Annotated in this window: 16 protein-coding genes; 13 read left to right on the top strand and 3 right to left on the bottom strand. The window is 64.7% G+C overall.

Features of this window, described 5'->3' with window-relative positions:
• Positions 1 to 49: 49 nt before the first annotated feature.
• Both QP802_RS04475 and eccB read left to right on the top strand, forming a co-directional pair.
• Positions 50 to 2188 (top strand): DUF6541 family protein, encoded by a 2139-nt coding sequence (locus tag QP802_RS04475; protein WP_284817681.1) that lies wholly within the window; start codon positions 50 to 52, stop codon positions 2186 to 2188.
• Positions 2189 to 2237: 49 nt separating this feature from the next.
• Entirely contained in the window at positions 2238 to 3491 is a 1254-nt protein-coding gene (gene eccB, locus QP802_RS04470) for a type VII secretion protein EccB (RefSeq protein ID WP_284817680.1), read from the top strand.
• Here the strand turns inward: eccB and QP802_RS04465 are convergent.
• The gene (locus tag QP802_RS04465; protein WP_284817679.1) at positions 3488 to 4681 is read right to left on the bottom strand and encodes a S8 family serine peptidase; all 1194 of its coding nucleotides are present in this window, start codon (positions 4679 to 4681) and stop codon (positions 3488 to 3490) included. The genes eccB and QP802_RS04465 overlap by 4 nt on opposite strands.
• Positions 4682 to 4685: 4 nt before the next feature.
• Positions 4686 to 6011, bottom strand: coding sequence for a type VII secretion integral membrane protein EccD (eccD, locus tag QP802_RS04460; RefSeq protein WP_284817678.1), 1326 nt, complete (start codon positions 6009 to 6011; stop codon positions 4686 to 4688).
• A gap of 137 nt (positions 6012 to 6148) precedes the next feature.
• On the opposite strand from eccD, the gene eccCa reads away from it, so the two are divergent.
• The 10 genes from eccCa to QP802_RS04410 all read left to right on the top strand — a co-directional run bounded on the left by eccCa (position 6149) and on the right by QP802_RS04410 (position 16265).
• Positions 6149 to 9805, top strand: coding sequence for a type VII secretion protein EccCa (gene eccCa, locus QP802_RS04455; RefSeq protein ID WP_284817677.1), 3657 nt, complete (start codon positions 6149 to 6151; stop codon positions 9803 to 9805).
• Positions 9802 to 10719: a type VII secretion-associated protein gene (locus QP802_RS04450; protein ID WP_284817676.1), complete on the top strand. Its 918-nt coding sequence runs from the start codon at positions 9802 to 9804 to the stop codon at positions 10717 to 10719. Before eccCa ends, QP802_RS04450 begins: the two co-directional genes overlap by 4 nt.
• Before the next feature lie 154 nt (positions 10720 to 10873).
• Positions 10874 to 11191 carry a WXG100 family type VII secretion target gene (locus tag QP802_RS04445; RefSeq protein WP_071567367.1) on the top strand — a complete coding sequence of 106 codons (318 nt, stop codon included), beginning with the start codon at positions 10874 to 10876 and terminating at the stop codon, positions 11189 to 11191.
• Between the two features lie 65 nt (positions 11192 to 11256).
• Complete coding sequence (locus QP802_RS04440; RefSeq protein WP_070477587.1) at positions 11257 to 11541, top strand: WXG100 family type VII secretion target; 285 nt, start codon at positions 11257 to 11259, stop codon at positions 11539 to 11541.
• Between the two features lie 195 nt (positions 11542 to 11736).
• Entirely contained in the window at positions 11737 to 12180 is a 444-nt protein-coding gene (rplM, locus tag QP802_RS04435) for a 50S ribosomal protein L13 (protein WP_070363053.1), read from the top strand.
• Positions 12180 to 12710 (top strand): 30S ribosomal protein S9, encoded by a 531-nt coding sequence (rpsI, locus tag QP802_RS04430; protein WP_256020637.1) that lies wholly within the window; start codon positions 12180 to 12182, stop codon positions 12708 to 12710. The genes rplM and rpsI overlap by 1 nt, the downstream gene beginning before the upstream one ends.
• A 95-nt stretch (positions 12711 to 12805) precedes the next feature.
• Positions 12806 to 14149, top strand: coding sequence for a phosphoglucosamine mutase (gene glmM / locus QP802_RS04425; protein ID WP_070363051.1), 1344 nt, complete (start codon positions 12806 to 12808; stop codon positions 14147 to 14149).
• A gap of 122 nt (positions 14150 to 14271) precedes the next feature.
• The gene (locus QP802_RS04420) at positions 14272 to 14607 is read left to right on the top strand and encodes a hypothetical protein (protein ID WP_070975820.1); all 336 of its coding nucleotides are present in this window, start codon (positions 14272 to 14274) and stop codon (positions 14605 to 14607) included.
• Entirely contained in the window at positions 14601 to 15959 is a 1359-nt protein-coding gene (locus QP802_RS04415; RefSeq protein ID WP_284817675.1) for a hypothetical protein, read from the top strand. Before QP802_RS04420 ends, QP802_RS04415 begins: the two co-directional genes overlap by 7 nt.
• Positions 15960 to 16265 (top strand): hypothetical protein, encoded by a 306-nt coding sequence (locus QP802_RS04410; protein ID WP_070363048.1) that lies wholly within the window; start codon positions 15960 to 15962, stop codon positions 16263 to 16265.
• Here QP802_RS04410 and QP802_RS04405 read toward each other — a convergent pair.
• Positions 16254 to 17108, bottom strand: a complete 855-nt coding sequence (locus QP802_RS04405) for a dienelactone hydrolase family protein (protein ID WP_256041889.1) — start codon at positions 17106 to 17108, stop codon at positions 16254 to 16256. The genes QP802_RS04410 and QP802_RS04405 overlap by 12 nt on opposite strands.
• Before the next feature lie 128 nt (positions 17109 to 17236).
• Between QP802_RS04405 and QP802_RS04400 the strand changes: the two genes are divergently transcribed.
• On the top strand, positions 17237 to 17896 hold the full coding sequence (locus QP802_RS04400) for a GAP family protein (protein WP_284817674.1): 660 nt from the start codon (positions 17237 to 17239) through the stop codon (positions 17894 to 17896).
• Positions 17897 to 17901 lie beyond the last annotated feature (5 nt).

Here is a 17901-nt window from a genome sequence, read left to right as displayed (position 1 = left end):
GCGATAAGATTTCACCAGTCTCAACGTCTTAGGTCTCGAAGGAGTACGCGTGGTCACTGCCGGGATGTTCATAGCAGCGGTACTTGTGTTTGTGCTGCCAGGATTCCTGGTCAACGTCATCTCCGGCATGCGTGTGCCGGCGTCGGTGGTGGCGTCGATACCCGTGAGCTTCGGCATTATTGGCTTCAGCGCCTGGTCTTGGGGCCTGACGTCGGCGAGGTTTTCGCCGTGGACGTTCTCTGTGAGCGTGGTGTTTGTGATGTTGTGTGCTACGGGGTGGCGTTACGCGTTTGCGCGCCGCGCCCGCGAGCGCTGGACTGGCACCGGGCAACTGTCGTGGCGTCGGGCGCTGCTGCCGGGGACTCCGCAGGAGCGGCGCGAAGGCAGCGTGGTTGACCCCGTCTGGGTGCTGCCGTTGCTTGGTGTGATTGTGGGGTCGGCGATGCTGATCAGTAACAAGCTGCGGTGGCTGCAGGGAACTCCGCTGGGTTTGGCCAATATCGTGCAGGGTTGGGATTCCCAGTGGCACGCCAATGCTGTGCGCTTCATCATGGACGAGGGGATTGCGTCGCCAACGCGCATGGGGGAGCTGATGTACCAGGAGACGCACAGTTCGCTGTTGTATCCCTCGGGGTACCACGCGGGGGTTGCGTTGTTTGCCAAGACCGCTGGGATGGCGCCGATCCCCGCGCTGAATGTGGCGCAGGCGATCGTGCCATCGGTGGCGGCTTGCGTGTCCGTGGCGTGCCTGGTGTTTGCGTTTCTGCGGTCGCGGGGGCTGACGGCGCAGATCGCGGCGGGGTTCGCGCCGCTGCTGGTGTACGGTGCGCCGCAGCTGATGTGGGTGTCGGATTTTGTTGGCATGTGGCCGTACATGATGGCAGTTGCGCTCACGGGCATTGTGATTTGGCAGTTCCTGGAGGTGCCACGGCACCACAACTCGGCGTTTGCGGCGGCCATCGGGTTCTTCGGGGTGGTGGCGGTGCACCCGTCGCCGGTGACCACGATTGCGCTGGCGGTGGCCTTCGCTTGGTGCTTTTCGACGCTTCTTCGTCCCGTCCGTTCACGCCTCGTGGACACTGTCTGGTTAGCGGCCCCGGCGCTTGCCGGTGCGGTGCTGTTCCTGCCACAGATGTTTGCTGGTTCCGAGCAGGCGCAGGAGGTCGCGGGGTGGTCTACTCCGGAGGATGGCACGGCGCCAAATCCGTGGGCGCTCGCGATCACGATGGATACGCGCCACGTCACTGAGTACTTCCCGAACTACAACCCGACTGTGCTGCTGTGGCTTGCGCTCGTGGGGGCGGTGGCGGTTGTGGCGTGGCGTCGCCAGGTGTGGCCGGTGGCGTTCTACGTCCTGTCACTTGCGACGGTGGTGCAGGCAACCGCACCGCTTCCGCCGGTGCTGGACGTGGTGCCTTCGCTGGTTTCGGGGCTGCACTACAACACGGCGCACCGCCTGGTGTTGCCGGTGGTGATGTGCGTCATCGTCGCGGCGGCCATAGGGGCCTCGGTGATGATTCGGATGCTGACATTGGCGCCGGTTGCCGCGCGTGAGGGCACGGTGGTGGCGAAGGGGGCGTCGGCAATTGGGGCGGTGCTCGTGTCCCTCGTGGTGGCTGCGAGTACTGCGACCGCCGTGCACGCGAATGCAGCTCAATCGGCGGAGGGCATTTACACCGCTCCGCGCGTTGGTGGGCGGATGGTCAACGATGACGACCTGGCTGCGTTCGACTGGCTCGCGACGCAGCCTGCGGCGTGGGAAGGCATGACCTATGGCGAGCCCGCGGACGGGCATTCGTGGATCTACGCCTACAACGGCGTGCCGACGCTTTCACGGCACTACCTGTGGCCGGCGAAGACACGAGGCGACGACACCGCAACTGCGCTGTTCGACGTAGAGATGCTCGGGCGTGGCGTACTCGGTGACGCGACGGCAAAGAATGCAGTAGACCGGGCCGTTGAACGGCTGAATATCAAGTTCTACATCGCATCGCCGCCGTCGTTCTGGGCGCAGCAGCCACCTCGCGTGAACCTGAATAATGGCACCGCCAACAGCGCCCTGACCCCCGTGTACGTGAAGGGAGACACGGTGATCTTCGCGGTGAACGAGGCGTTTACGCGCGCCGAGCTCGCGGAGATGCAGCACGATGCCGTCAAGCACGGCTCGGAACCGCTGGAGCTTTGGTAGTGTAAGGCAGCGTTATTGGTTATTGGGGGATACAACATCGGGGGTATACATGTCGCAGCGATTGTTGCCAACAACGCGACCGCAGGTTTCGGGGCACAGGTTCATGCAGCGCCGTGTGGAGCACGGCCTGATCTACGGCGACATCCGGATGATCCATGACCCGCTGGCGGCGCGGCGCCGCGCGGGGATCTTCGGGGCGGTCGGGGTGGTGCTGATCGCCGCGGTGATGGGGCTATTCGCCTGGATGAGCCCGAACCCGCACCCCGGCGAAGCCCCGATCGTGCGAGCTACTGACGGCGGCCTGTACGTGCGTGTCGACGGCACGCTGCACCCCGTGACGAATCTGACCTCTGCTCGGCTTATCGCCGGGGAGTCGGCGGAGCCCGCACGAGCCGGTGGGGACTACTTAGCCACGGTGCCGCGCGGCCTGCCAGTGGGCATCGTCGCGGCTCCTGGGATGTTTGCCCCTGAGGCCACGGAGGCGCATGCCTGGTCCGCGTGCCACGACGAGGGCAAGGTCACGGTGGTCGCGGGTCAAGCGCCTGCGCCGCTACCGAGGGGTACGGCGGTGCTGGCGGTGGCGGATCACCGTGAGTGGGTCGTCGACGCGCACGGCCGTAGGCAGCTGCCGCCATCCACCACGCCGGAGGGGCGCATCATGCGTCGCGCCCTAGGCATCGACGGCACGACGCCGCGCTGGTCGCCACCGAACGCGGTGCTCGGCGCCCTGCGCGAGGGTCCGGCGTTCACGCTGCCGCCGCGCCTCCCTGAGGTACTGCGCACCCCGGAGACTACCTGGGTGCTCACGGAGCACGGCGGTGTGCAGCAAGTCTCTGACACAGCCGCCCAAGTGCTTCTCGACGCCGGCGCCGCCTCCCGCAACGTCAACCGCGCAGACATCGCGCATTACCCGGACGCACAGCCGCCACTGGACCTGCGCATCCCGCACGAGGCTCCGCGCTGGGTGCAACCCACACAGGACACGGTGTGCGTGAACGACAAAAGTGGCGCAGCCACCTGGCCGAAGGACGCCGGTGAGGTGCTCGAAGGGGCGATAGCGCTGGCGGGGACGGGCACCGCGACCCACTTCGCGGGACTGCGCGAGGGCGCCGTCGGCGTGGATACAGGGCAAGGCCTACTCGTGGTGTCGCCGGAGGGCACCCGCCACGAGGTCGCCGGGCAGGCCACCCTCGAGCTGATCGGCGTGCGCCACACCGAGGAAGCGCCGTGGCAGATCGTGGCGCTGCTGCCGAGTGGAGCTCCGCTCGAGCGGTCGGTGGCGCTGAAACCGGTGGCGTCTTAGAGCCCGCGGCGTCCGCGGCCCCCACGGAGGGAACGCGCCACGATCGTCAGCGCGATGCATGCCAAGAGCCCACCGAGCGCCAGCCCGGCGCGCCGGGCCGCAAAGGATGTGGTGGGCAGCGGTGCGTCGATGGTGGTGACGGTTGCCTCGCGCGGTGGCGTGGGTGGGAGCTGCGTGACGATGTCTTCTGGGCGCAGCGCCCCGCCGTTGGGTTCCGCGGCGGCGTAGACGATCTCACGCACTTGTTGCGGTGAGAGGTGTGGATAGCGCTCGAGGAGGAGGGCGATGGCGCCACTGACGACGGGTGCGGCGAAGCTGGTGCCCACGTAGGGCTGCACGGTTGGTGTGCCGTCGGGTTGGAGCTCGCCGGTGATGCCGGTGGCGAACCCTGCGCCGTCGGACGCGAGGACCACGGGTGTGGTGCCGCGGGCGGAGAGCGGCGGCTTTGGGGACGCGATGGAGTAGTCGGCGACAGTGTGGGCGTCCTCGCGTGCGCCGACGGCAAGGACCGTGGGCATATGCGCGGGGAAGACAGCGAAGCCGTGGGCGCATTCGTTGGTGGCGTTGCCGGCGGCGGCCACGACGACGGCGCCGGCGGTTTCGGCGCGGTGGAGCGCGGCCTCCAGCTCGCGGGTGTCCAGGCTTGCGGCGAGGTAAGGCGGCATGCAGGAGACGACTGAGATGTTGATGACGCGTGCGCGCTCGTCGACGGCGTTGTTGATGGCGTCAGTGAGGGTGGCGAGTGATCCCGCGGCCTGCTCTTCGCGGTAGTGCGCGGAGGTTTGCCGGATGGAGATGAGATGCGCTGCGGGCGCGATGCCGAGGTCGCGGCTGGCGATGATGCCGGCGACGACGGTGCCGTGGCTGTCGCAGTCGAAGAATGGATCGGGGTCGTCGGGTGTGACGAAGTCCCGTCCGGGTGTGACCGGCGGCAGTTGCGGGTGCCGTGCGATGCCGGTGTCGATGACGGCGACGCGCACCCCGCGTCCGTTCGCGTGGCTGCGGGACGCGGCGACGGATGGGTCAGGCTCCGGTGGCGTGTCGCGGTCTGGCGGCAGGTGTGCGGGGCGGGCGCAGGCGTAGTCCTGGGCCTGCGCCGGTGGGGCCGGGATCGAGATTGGCAGCGTCGTTCCAACGGCGAGCGGGACGCAGAGTGTAGCGAAGAGGCGTCGAGAAGCAGTGGTGTGCATGGGCTTACAGCCCCCGGATGAGGTCGAACAGCCCGGTGAGGTGCACCGCGAGCGGGATGACTGCGATGATGGCGGCGGCTTCGGCGCGCTCGAACCACACCACCGTGGTTGGCTCGAGGTCAGGCACGCGGCGCGACCAGATGACGGCGGTAGCGCACACAATGGCGATGCAGCCTGCGGCCACGAGGAACGCTGGGTGCGGGCTTGGCTCGTATACGGTGGCGAGCACCACAGCACCGAGCGCGCCGAGGGCCAGCGCCGTCAGTGCTATTCGCGGGGTGGGGTAGTGGTGGCGCACCGCGTGGATGAGTAGCGCGCCAGCCATGCAACCGGCGAGTGCGACGCGCCAGCCCAGTGCGGCGTCCATCGTGGCAATGCCGTAGAGCGCTGGTAAGCAGCAGGTGGTCACGGCACATGCAATCGCGGCAGATACGGTCAGCGCGGTGAGGCTGCGTGTATCGACGTCATGCTGGTACACATCCGAGCGATCAAATTCCTCGCCAGCGGTGGGGATGCGTGGCACCTTCAAGCCCGCGGCGGCCGTGGCGATATGGGGCGTGAGCATGACCAGCAGCAACCCGAGCAGCACGACCACCGCCGCCCCCGCGTGGTGCTGCGGCAACCACGCACCGAGCGAGGCCGCAGCAAGGAGCAGCGCGCACACCGCCGCGAAGGTCGCGACGGCCGCACCGCACAGCCTGAGCATCGCGCCGATGACCACGCAGGCCACGGCGGTGATCGCGGCGGCTAGCATCCCGATTGTCGTATCGCTCGACCCGTCCCACGTAGCCGGAGGCCCAGCCACCCAGGCGCCGACTGCGAAAGGGGCCGCGCACAGAAACGCTACGTAAACCGCGCTGCTTCGCGCCGCGAGCGACAGCACCAGCGCCGCCGCAGCAGCAAGGCCCGCACCGAATGCCGAGCCACCGACCGTGCTCGCCACCGCTGCAATGCACAGCAGCCCCAACATTGTTGCGCCTATGTGCAGGCCACGCACATCGCGTGCAGAAGCCGCCGCGGCGCTGAGCGAGTGGGCCGCGTCGCGGATCACGGGCGGTGCCGCCTGCTCCTGTGGGCGCATCACCACCGTCGCGCCGTTTCGCATCTTGAGCTGGTACAACGGCGCATGCCCATCGAGCGGGATGCCAGCTACGTTGGTGAACTCCCAAGGGCGGTGCAGCTGCGGCAGTTCCACGAAGCGCGCGATCTCGGGTATCAGTTCGTAGAGCGACGAGGACGTCGGCAAACTGAGATCGATATCGCGATGAAGCGAAGCGACGTCGATACGAATGGTGACGTGCACGATGTGATGCGTTGCAGAAACTGCCACGATGAATCCCCCCGGAAAACAAACAAATGCGCGACTTGGCGCTTGACTTGAACAATGTAGCGCACCATCGCCTAGAATGCATGCAGACGTTGCGCGAGGGGGAATGCGCAACCGGGGAAATGCATGAGGGGGAATGCATGCTAGGTCTTGACCACGAACCAGTCGTGACACCATCGACGGCGCACACACTCGCGCCGCCACCACCACTGCCGACCGGCCAACTCCGCGCCGAAGCGGTACCGCAGGCGCACAAGGACCAGCCGATGCCACTGTTGAAAGTACTGCTGCCCGTGGTCATGGTGGTTGCCATCGGCGCGGTGATGGCGCTGATGGTGATGTCGGGGCGCACCGTGAGCCCAATGATGCTCATCTTCCCGGTCATGATGCTCTTCGGCATGGTCACCATGTTTTCGCCCCAGGAACGTCAAGGCGACATCGACGAGACGCGGCGGGTCTACCTACGTCACTTGGACGCACTAGCGCATCGGGCACGCAGCAACGCTGAGGTCCAGCGCGAGCACGCCGAATACCTTCACCCGGCGCCGAACGCTCTGCTCACGGCGGTGCCTGCGGAGCGTGTCTGGGAACAGTACGCCGCCTCGCCGTACGCGCTGCAGGTGCGCATTGGTGTTGGCGCGGTGGCACTGCATACCCCAATCGAGGTCGACGACCCTGGCTCGCCCGAGGACCTCGACCCGGTGTGCGCGGTGAGCCTGCGCAGGACGGTCGCCGCGGTGAACACGATCCAAGAGATGCCGATCGTGGTGGCGCTCAATGCGTTTCCCGTGATCACGATGGTGGGGCCGCGTGCGGCGGAGGTCGCGCGCTCGATCGTTGCCCAGCTAGCGTTTTTCCACGGCCCGGAGCTCGTCGGCATCGACGCCACCCAGGCGCCGAGCGAATTCGAGTGGGTGAAGTGGCTGCCGCACTCCGCCACGCCGGAAGCGGCCGAGTTCCAAGTCATACTTCTCGACGCCACCACCCACCCCTCAGTGATCTCCTTCAGCACTAGCGCCGCCAGCAGTGAGAACGTGTGCGTGCTGGTTATCCACCCGGACCCGGACTGGTTGGTGGATGAGGAGGCGTTCCACCTTGTCTGCGACGACGAACTCCACGCGCTGACCGGGATGGGCCTAGAGTTTCTGGGCAGGCCCGACAGGATTAGTGTCGCAGAGGCGGAGCTGATCGCGCGCCAACTGGCGTTCTATCGCCGCCCCGAGCTGCTCAGCGCCGAAAGCGCCTCCCACGGAGGCAAGCTGCTCCCGATGCTCGGCATCAACGACATCGCCGAGCTCAACGAGCACACCATGTGGACCGGGCGCGAGGGCACCCGCCAGCGCCTCATGGTCCCGATCGGATCAACGGCCCAGGGCCAGGCGCTCTACCTGGACCTGAAGGAGTCCGCCCAGGGCGGGATGGGCCCGCACGGGTTGTGCATCGGCGCGACGGGGTCCGGAAAATCGGAACTCCTAAAAACACTCGTTGTGGCGCTCGCCGCGACGCACTCGCCGGAGGAACTCAACCTCGTGCTCGTGGACTTCAAAGGCGGCGCAACCTTCCTCGGCTGCGAGTCCTTGCCTCACACCTCGGCGGTCATTACCAACCTGGAGGACGAATCCATCCTGGTTGAGCGCATGTACGACGCCATCTCCGGTGAGATGAACCGACGTCAGGAGCTACTGCGCAAGGCGGGGAACTACGCCAATATCACCGACTACACCGCGGCCAGGCTCGCGGGCGAGGACCTCGCCCCGCTGCCGGCGCTAGTGATCATCCTCGACGAGTTCTCGGAGCTGCTGGCCCAGCACCCGCATTTCGCTGACCTCTTCGTCGCGGTTGGCCGCCTGGGCCGCTCGTTGGGCGTGCACCTGCTGCTCGCCTCGCAGCGGCTGGAGGAGGGCAAGCTGCGCGGGCTGGACTCGCACCTTTCCTACCGTATTGGCCTCAAGACTTTCTCCGCGGCTGAGTCGCGTCAGGTGCTCGGCGTGCCGGACGCCTACGAGCTACCCAGCGAGCCCGGCGCAGGCTTCTTGTCCACGGGCTCAGGCGACTTGGAGCGTTTCCGCGCGGCGTACGTGTCGGGGCCGCTGGAGCGCGCCCGCGGCGTGACCAGGCGCGAGGCGGCCGCGGAGGTTCGCCTGTTCCACGGGTGGGAGCCCCCGCCGGTGGAGGACGCGAAGGAGAGTGCCGGCGTCGATACTGATGTAACCACGACGTTGCTGGCGGCGGTCGTCGAGAAGTCGAGGGAGGTGGCGGATGCACTGAGCATGCGGGCGCACCAGGTGTGGCTGCCGCCGCTGCCTGCACAGATTGAGCTTTCGCAGGTCTACGGTGGCAGCGAGACGCTGCCGAAGCTGCAGGCGATCATCGGGGTCATTGACGAGCCGATCAAGCAGCGCCAGGTGCCGCTCGTGCTGGACTTGTCGGTCGCGGGTGGTCACGTGGCGCTCGCGGGCGGGCCGCAGACAGGCAAGTCGATGGCGGTGCGCACGATGGTGGCGTCGCTCGCGTTGCGGCACACCACGGATGAGCTGTGCTTCTACATTATCGACGCCGGCTCCGGCGACTTCAGCGACGTCGCCGAACTGCCGCATGTGGCGGGTGTTGCGCAGCGCACGGACGAGGAGCGCGTGCGCCGCGTCGTCGACGAGCTGGTCGAGATGCTCGACGACCCGCAGCGGCGCACGAAGCGCCACACCGTGTTGATTGTGGACGGCTGGCACACGTTGCTCGCACCGGATGCGAAGACGGAAGACTTGCGTGAACCGCTGACTCGTCTTGCTGCGGAAGGCCCGGCTGTGGGCATTCACCTGGTTGCGACTACGCAGCGTTGGAACGCGATCCGCGCGAACGTCCGTGACGTGATCGGCACAAGGATTGAGCTGCATCTTACTGAACCGATGGACTCGGTGATTGATAGGAAGGTGCAGGCGAAACTTCCCGCGCTGCCGGGCCGCGGCATTACCGAAGAAGGGGCGTTCATGCTGGTCGCGCACACCTCCGCGCAGGACGTGGCACACGTCCGTGCAGCGACGCAGGGTCAGCCTCCGGTGCCACGCCTGCGAGTGCTGCCGAACCACGTGGAGGTTGCGGACCTGCTCACCTCGGGAGGCCAACGTCTGCCACTCGGCGTCGGTGGACCCCGACTTGCACCGCTGTGGAGCGAGTCTGGTCACCTGCTGGTCATCGGTGCGAGCGGTGCTGGCAAGTCCACAGCGATTGCCTCGGCCATCACCGCGATTGAGGCGATGGGCCGTGAGCAGGCCCGCATGGTGATTCTGGACGTGCGCCGCGCGCACCTCGGGCGGGCGAACCCAGACATGGTGGCGGCCTACGCAGCCTCTACCAGCGCCGTCGACGAGGCGGTCAGCGCGCTGATCACCACGCTGCGCGGCAGGCTACCCGGCGCGGACGTGACCCCGCAGCAGCTCGCGCAGCGTTCCTGGTGGGAAGGCCCGGAGCTCTATCTCGTCATCGACGACCTCGAGCTCGTCCCGGAGGACACCCTGCGCGAGCTGGCCACGCTGTTCCCGCACGCCCGCGACATCGGCCTGCACGTGGTTGCCGCCCGCAAGTTCGGTGGAGTATCACGCGCCATGTTCGGCAGCTTCCTGTCCTCGCTGAAGGACCTGTTGCCCGACGTCGTCATCCTCGACGGAACCAGGGACGAAGGCGCGCTCTTCGGAGTGCGCCCAGCCCCGCAGCCGCCCGGCCGAGGCCTGCTCGTCCAATCCGGCGAGGCCCGAGGCCTGGTCCAAGTCGCTGCACCCTACTCCGAAGGAGCCACCCTATGAAACCCGATCTCCGCATCACCATGACGCCCACGAACACCGTGTTCACCGGCGCCGCCAACGTCCACCGTTTTGACGGCCCCGGCCCGCGGGAAGTCGCGCAGTACGTGCGTGGCCTGTTCGGGCCAGATCCGGGCGGCGCCGTGATTCAGATCGCCGCGAGCCCCGAGGACCTCGATCAGTTTGAGCAGGCCATGAGTGGCTACGACGTCACTATTACCGCCGAGCGCCTAGAGGTAGAGGCTGACCCTCCGACCGAAGAGCAACCCGCGATTACGGCCGCAGACCTTGCACCACGTCGCGCGTGGTGGCCGTTCGTCGCCCTCGGCGCCGCAGTGGTTGTGGTCGCAGCAATCTGCGGGTTCGTGCTCTTTCGTTTCTTATCGACGCCCTCTTCGCCCACGTCCGCCCAGGCTTCAGTAGGGGCGACATCGACCACTGTGCTGCACAGTCAACCGACGGCCTCGCGGGCGTCAACAAGCCCCTCTCCTTCTGTTGCGAGCGAGCCTACCGCCGTGCGAATCGCGCAGGACGGACTTGCGATTGAGCTGCCTCCCGGGTTCCAACTCGCGCAGCACGAGCAGGGCTGGATGGCAACAGGCGCCGACCCCGACATGCGCGTACTGATCTCCGCAGAGAACCGCTACACGCTGCCGCCCGAGCAGTTCGTAGCGCAGCTGCTCGGGGGTATCGAGCGCGACCCCGAGCTCACGCTCGTGGATCACAACCTCCACGCCGTGACGTACCGCGAGACCGCCCCCGGAGGCGCCGAAACGCTGTGGCGAACTTGGGCGCAGGATTCTTACCAGCTTTTCGTGGCGTGCCAGACGCGGCAGGCGCCCAGCAGGGTGCAGCAGGCGACGTGTCAGATGGCCTTCGACACCGCAGAATTCACGCCACCGACAGGAGAGGGGTGAGGCAAACTCGCAGCATAAACGTGGTGGGAGGGTGGGGAGAAAAGTTTCTTCAACATTGAGGGAACCGGAGCACCAAAACGTGCGTCCAACTATATGAACAGCTTGGAAGGCTGTCGTTACAACCAAGACACAGTACCTAGTAGGGGGATTGAACATGGAACAGTTCAGAACAGAAGCCGACGTCATGCGCGCAACTGCCGACCGGGCAGATGACACCAACGCAAACGTCAACCGAGAAATCGACCGCGTGCAGCAGGTCGCGGAGTCCACGCGCAGCTACTGGGTGGGCAATGCGCAGCGCAGCTTCGATGACCTGATGGTCCGCTACGACGACGCGCAGCGACGCCTCTCCGAAGCGCTGCGTGACATCGCGAACAACATCCGCGACAACGCCAAGAACTACGAGAGCACCGACGCTACGAACACCGACAACTTCCGTTCGCTGTCCGGTTCCGCGGGCTTGGCTCTCTAAAACGCTCCCAGCGGTTCTCAGCAGACACAACGACCATCTTCCGAATGTAAAGGGACATACTCATCATGCAAATCAAGTACGACTTCGCTCAGATCGCCAACGCAGCTGAAGACATGCGCTCGTCGGCGACCCGCATCACCAGCCAGCTCAACGAGCTGAAGCAGATCATCCAGCCGATGGCGCAGACCTGGGAGGGCACCGCAGCGTCCGCGTACCAGGCGCACCAGGCGAAGTGGGACCAGGCCGCAGAGGATCTGAACACCATTTTGAACCAGATCGCCAGCACCGTTGAAGACGGCAACTCCACCATGCTCGCGGTAAACAATGCCGCGGCAAACAGCTGGGGATAACTACACAGAAGCTTGCTGAACAGCAAGGCGCCAGGGGGAGCGTCTTGCTGTTCAGTGCTTTGTGCTGTAAAGTTTGCAGCTTGTGTGCCGTGCTGCTTGTCGGGTCTCCACCGGCCGCCGTCTGAGCGGGATACAGCGCACAGTTTTTATACGTTATGGCCGGCAGCCAACTAGACAGACTTGAAGGAGTCATGCATGTCTACTTACCACCCAAAGAGCGGTGACATTACCCGTAAGTGGTACGTCATCGACGCCACGGACGTGGTCTTGGGCAAGCTTGCGTCGACTGCAGCGGATATCCTGCGCGGCAAGCATAAGCCACAGTTCGCACCGAACGTTGACACCGGCGATCACATCATCGTGATCAACGCCGAGAAGGTCCACATCTCCTCGAACAAGCGCGATCGCGAGATGCGCTACCGCCACTCCGGCTACCCGGGTGGTCTGACTGCTATGACGCTTGGTCGTGCGCTCGATGAGCGTCCGGACCGCGTTATCGAGGAAGCTGTCAAGGGCATGATGCCGCACAACAAGCTTTCCCGCGAGTCCATCAAGAAGCTTCACGTCTTCGTCGGCTCCGAGCACCCATACGAGGCTCAGAAGCCGGAAACCTACGAGTTTAAGCAGGTGGCACAGTAATGGCTGATCAGAACAACATTGCAGCTGAGACCGACATCGACGCGGCAACCGCGGCGACGGAAGAGTTCAACTACACCATCGGTGACGCTATTGCTCCAGAGGTCGAGGAGGCCCAGGACACCGTTGAGGTTGCACCGCTGCACGAGGGCCCAATCCAGACCGTTGGTCGTCGTAAGCGCGCAATCGCTCGCGTGACCGTCGTCGAGGGCGAAGGCAAGATCACGGTCAACGGCCGTGAGTTCGAGGACTACTTCCCGAACAAGCTGCACCAGCAGGACATCCTGCTGCCGCTGACCCTGCTCGAGCGCGAGGGCCAGTTCGACATCAAGGCAAACATCAAGGGCGGCGGCCCAACCGGTCAGTCCGGTGCGCTGCGTCTGGCGATTGCCCGTGCACTGAACATCTACAACCCGGCTGAGCGCCCAACCCTGAAGAAGGCTGGTCTGCTTACCCGTGACGCTCGTGCGGTCGAGCGTAAGAAGGCTGGTCTGCACAAGGCCCGTCGTGCACCGCAGTACTCCAAGCGTTAATCACTACGCTGGTTGTATCATCAACCGCCTCCTGGCACTGGCCGGGTGGGCGGTTGTTGTTTTTGTATAGCTGTCGGTAGTGCATAATAAACAGCATGACTCGATTGTTTGGAACTGATGGTGTCCGAGGTCTCGCCAATGAGCGACTGACGGCGTCGTTGGCACTGAAGCTCGGTGCCGCCGCCGCGACCGTACTAACGAAGGACCGTGAGTCCTCGAAGCGCCGCCCGACGGCGCTGATTGGCCGCGACCCACGCGTGTCCGGCGAAATGCTTGCGGCAGCGATGGCTGCGGGCATGGCGTCGAAAGGCGTGGATGTCCTGCGTGTCGGCGTGATTCCTACTCCCGGCTTGGCGTACCTCACTGATGACTACGGTGCGGATATCGGTGTGATGATCTCCGCGTCCCACAACCCCATGCCGGATAACGGCATCAAGTTTTTCTCCGCGGGTGGCCACAAACTGCCTGATGAGGTCGAGGACGAAATTGAGAGGGCTCTCGACACGCTTGAAGAAGGCGGGCCAACCGGCACCCGTATCGGCCGCGTGATCGAGGAGGCGCCGGACGCGCAGGATCGTTACCTGGCGCACCTCAAAGAGGCGATGAGCACCAGCCTGAAGGGCATCAAGGTCGTTGTAGACTGTGCGAACGGTGCGGCGTCCGAGGTTGCCCCGAAGGCGTACGAGGCCGCCGGTGCCGAGGTTGTGGCGATCTACAACGAGCCGAACGCTTTTAACATTAACGATGGCTCCGGTTCCACTCATATGGACAAGATCCAGGCAGCCGTCGTCGAATACGGTGCTGATCTTGGCGTGGCACACGACGGTGATGCGGACCGCTGCCTCGCCGTCGACGCCGAAGGCAACATCATCGACGGTGACCAGATTATGGCGATCTTGGCCTGCGGCATGAAGGCCGAGAACAACCTGCGCGACAACACGCTCGTAGCCACGGTCATGAGCAATCTGGGACTTACCCTCGCCATGGAGCGCGAAGGCATTGCACTGAAGCAGACCGCGGTGGGCGACCGTTACGTTCTCGAGGAGCTCAACCGTGGGGACTTCTCGCTTGGTGGCGAGCAGTCCGGCCACATCGTTGTCCCGGAGCACGCCACGACTGGCGACGGCACGCTGTCCGCGCTGCTGCTGATGGAACAGATGGCGGAAACCGGCAAGAGCCTCAAGGAACTCGCACAGGTGATGCAGGTGCTGCCACAGGTACTCATCAACGTGCCGGTTTCGGAGAAGTCCAAGATTATGAGCTCGCAGGAGGTGCTGGCTGCGATCGATGAGGCCGAGGAAGAGCTCGGGCACTCGGGTCGCGTGCTGCTTCGTCCTTCCGGTACTGAGGAGCTGTTTCGCGTCATGGTGGAGGCCGCCGAGGAAGAACAAGCCCGAAAGGTGGCGGGTCGCCTCGCAGCTGTCGTCGCGGCAGTGTAGAGTCCGTTGGTAAGAAATTTGGCCTCGCGGGGAACCGCGGGGCCGTTGGGGGAGTCTAACTAAGAGAAGTAGTTAGAACTGTCGGTGGTGAGCCGACGTGGATTTTGGGGGAAATTTTGAACATGGTGAACACGGTAAACACTGTGCACAACAAGGGCGTCAGCCTCAACGTTGACGCGGTGCGGTCATATTTTGCCGACGCCATCTCCGCCTACGAAGACACCGCCACGGACTTCGCCCGCCAGCAACCAGACCTGGGCGCGGACGACTTCGGTGCCGGTTTTGCCTTGCAGGGCCAGCGCATCACGGCGGCGGTGCAGGCGGTCTATGCGGACTCGCTCCGGTTGTTGCAGGAGCGAACGCAGCAGTGGGAGGGGATTCGCAGCCTTGCACAGGAGGTCCGCGACGCTGACGAGGACGCCACCGATGGCATTTCGGGGGTGGGTTCCGCATGGTAACCAGCGACGTTGTCGAACAAGGGGTGCAGCGCTTCTCTCAGTCAGTTGCGACGGCCCCAGCCCTGGAGGGGCCTGAGCGCGACCAATTGCAGGCACTAGCGAAGGAAGTCATTCGGGAGCTGCAGGCCACCCGCTGCCAGGACCTACGCGGCTTCCACCAGGTCGGTGTCTCGCTGTCACAGTTCAATTGTGACGCCGTGGGCTACAGGTTTTCGTTGAAGGCGCCTTGCCAGGATACGCCGGGCAGTAAAGAGTGGTTTGAGCAGATCGGCGTGGGGTCGCGGGAGCGATGCTCGGCAGATTCGGAGACGCAGCACTTTACACGCCTAAATGAGCTGGGAAGCTCGATTACCTCGTGCTGCAGCGCTATAGATGACGTCAAGAAGACGTCCAACCTGGCGGTGGAACAGTTCGTGGTCCTTGCGCACTCGCACCTTGAGATACTTGCGAAGCTTGGAATCGCCACCCTGATTCGCCCATTGGTGCAGGTCGTAATTGATGCGATGCGGCAGGCGAGCCAGACAGCGAAAGAATGCAACGTGGCTGTCGCTGAGTGCCTCGATGCGATCGCGGTGTGCGTGGAGGAAGCACAACAGCCTTGCAGTCAGGCGCCCGGCGGAAAGCCAGCTGGAAGTGCGCCTGCTGCGGCGCCAGCGACGGCGGCGCACGCAGCCGGAAGCACCTCGACCGCCAGCGCGAGTGTTGCCGCACCACCTTCCGCCCCAGCACCAGCACCAGTGCCTGCCCCTGCTCCTGTGCCGCCGACACCGCCGCAGCCGTGCGAGCGCCTTGTTTCTCTGGAGAGCGTCGGCACGCAGTCCGCGTCAGCGGCGCTGGCAGGTGCGGCAGGGATCAACGTGGCCTTTAACTTCGACGTCGATGTGCATGTTAGCGCGCCCATCGAGGCCGTGACACGCGACGCAGCGGCGTTGTTCGCACCGGTACAGGAGCAGTGCGACGCTGCGCAGGCGTTCACGGGCGCGTTTGCACAAACGGGCGCGGCCGTCGTCATTGAAAGCATCAACGTCTTTGCAGCAAATATCGACGCGGCCTGGCAGTGCGCGACGGAGGCTGTGGAGGTGCCGTGTGACGTCGCGGAACCAACACCACCGGCACCGCCGGCACCCGAGCCCGCTCCTGCGCCGGAGCCTGCACCGGCAGTCGACGAAAACGGTGTGTTCGTGCCACCTGAGCAACTCGGCGAGGTGGAGCAGCCACCAGTGCCGGCCGAAAAGCAAGCGATGACGGCACCGGCGGCAGCAGAGACGTCATCAGAACAACACGCTGAGCAGCAGCCAGTAGATACAGACCCGGCTGATGCTTGGGGCGTCAAGAAATTGGGGGAATGGTAAATGGATTTTTCAAGGTTTGCAGCAGAGTACCGTCAGCGCACGGCGATGCGGATGGAGAACTTTGAAAAGATGATCGCTGAGCACCATCGCCAAATGGAGATGATGCTTACCGAGCAGCGAAGGGCCGCCGCGCTTGGCTACAAACGCCAACCTGTTGTCATTCCACAGGGCGGCGAGCGGTTGTTCCCATTTCGCCGCCCGCCGCAGGGCGGAATCGCGTCGATCCGTACCGAGGCACGCCCCAACGCCCCGGAGGCACAGGGGGAGATGAAGCGTGCTGGTCAGCCCGGCACGTTAGAAGAATGAGAAGAGGCTGTCATCCTTGGTGAGGCCCGCCAGCTCAGCGAGGTCCTCACCGGTAAAGGACGTCACGTTCTTGCCTTCGGCGTCCGGCTCGGAGTAGGAGGAGTACTTCTTCTCCCCGGCTAGCTGGTGCAGGAGGAACCCGGTGAGTAGGCCGCGCACTGTGGTCTGCAGGGAGGCGCTCGACTTACCCAGGCCGAGCAGACGCTTGGTTAGCGTGTCCTCCGAGAAGCTCTGTTGCTCGCCTTTCTTGACGCTGCGGTAGGCCACCTCGCCTGCCCAGTTGTATGCGAGCTTGGCGGGGTTGCCTGGATCGAAGAGCGAGTCACCGTCCTCGCCGGGGCCGATGATGAGCCCTGGGCGAAGCGCGCGGCGAGCCGCCTCTACTGCGGAGGGCGCCACGTTCGCCGGGTAAATTGCGGCGACTGCCTGCACCTTCGGGTTTTCTACCGCGGTGAGTACGGCAGCGCCGCCGCCCATGCCGTGGCCAACGACGCCGAGGCGCTGTGGGTGGATGCTAATCTTGCCGTTCCCGAGGCGCACCCCAGTCAGGATTTGCAGGGCGGTTTCTAAATCGGCGGCGAAGCCAGCGTGGTCGGGGCGCCACCCCTTTTCAGTATCTGGCGCGGCGACCGCAATGCCCCAACTGGCCAGGTGGCGAAGTGTGCCGTGGTAGTCGTCGACACTCTGGCGCCAGTCGTGGCCGAAGGCGACGGCAGGGAGGTTCTTGCCCTCTGCAGGCGTGTACACCTTGCCCGGCAACCCGGTGTACCCGAGATCGCCCTCTAGCACCTTGTGTGGGCCTCGTTTGGACAGTTCAGCTAACTTCTTCAATTTCGCAGACACGCAACCTACCCTACTTGAATTCTGCAGTACTGAAATAGCGCTTCAGCGTTTTTGTGGTTTAGGGTTAGGGGCCAGATCGAGAGACGGCCGAGATTCCGCCTGATGGAGCCACGCGAAAGGAGCGAGACATGCTTGGAGCGTTGTCCTTTGCGTTTATTGATTCCATCAACGTGTTGTTGATCGGGGTTATCGTGGCAGTCGGGGTGGTTGCCTCCCAAGCGAAACGGCAGTATGCGAAGATCACGGCGCTGCTCATTGCTGGCGACTGGCTTGGGGTGGCGAGTCTCGCGGCGGTGATGTTGTTCGTATTCGATGGCCTCGGTCCGGTGGTGCAAACGTTTGTCGAGGGGCCCATTTTCGGGTGGCTCCTCATCGCTACTGGTCTCCTGACCGCGGTGCTGGCGCTGCGTGGGGGAGATAACCACGCGTTGATTGAACGGGTGATGCGCCCGCTGCGAGCACCCAATGCGCTGACGGTGCTGACGGGGTTTGTGCTGGGGATCGTCCAATCGGCGACGTCGGTGCCGTTCTTTGGTGGCCTTGCGGTGCTGTCTGCGACGGGCATCGATACGACGACGAAGTACAGCTTCCTGGTGCTCTATGCCACGGTCGCGCTGTCTCTGCCAACGCTGTGCGCGTTGCTGGTCGGCTGGGTGCGGGCGAAGCCGGACTCGGTTGCTGGGCGAGGTTTCGCGTGGGCGCGCTCACACCCGGATACGGTTGGTTTGACCGCGACGTGGGCGGTATCGCTGCTGCTAGGTGTAGTCGGCGTGGCGCATTTGCTGTGATCGTT

The organism is Corynebacterium sp. UMB10119B (genome assembly GCF_030228125.1).
Lineage (GTDB): Bacteria > Actinomycetota > Actinomycetes > Mycobacteriales > Mycobacteriaceae > Corynebacterium > Corynebacterium pseudogenitalium.
The sequence above is the reverse complement of the archived record's forward strand: the minus strand, read 5'-3'. Positions and strand labels throughout refer to the sequence as shown.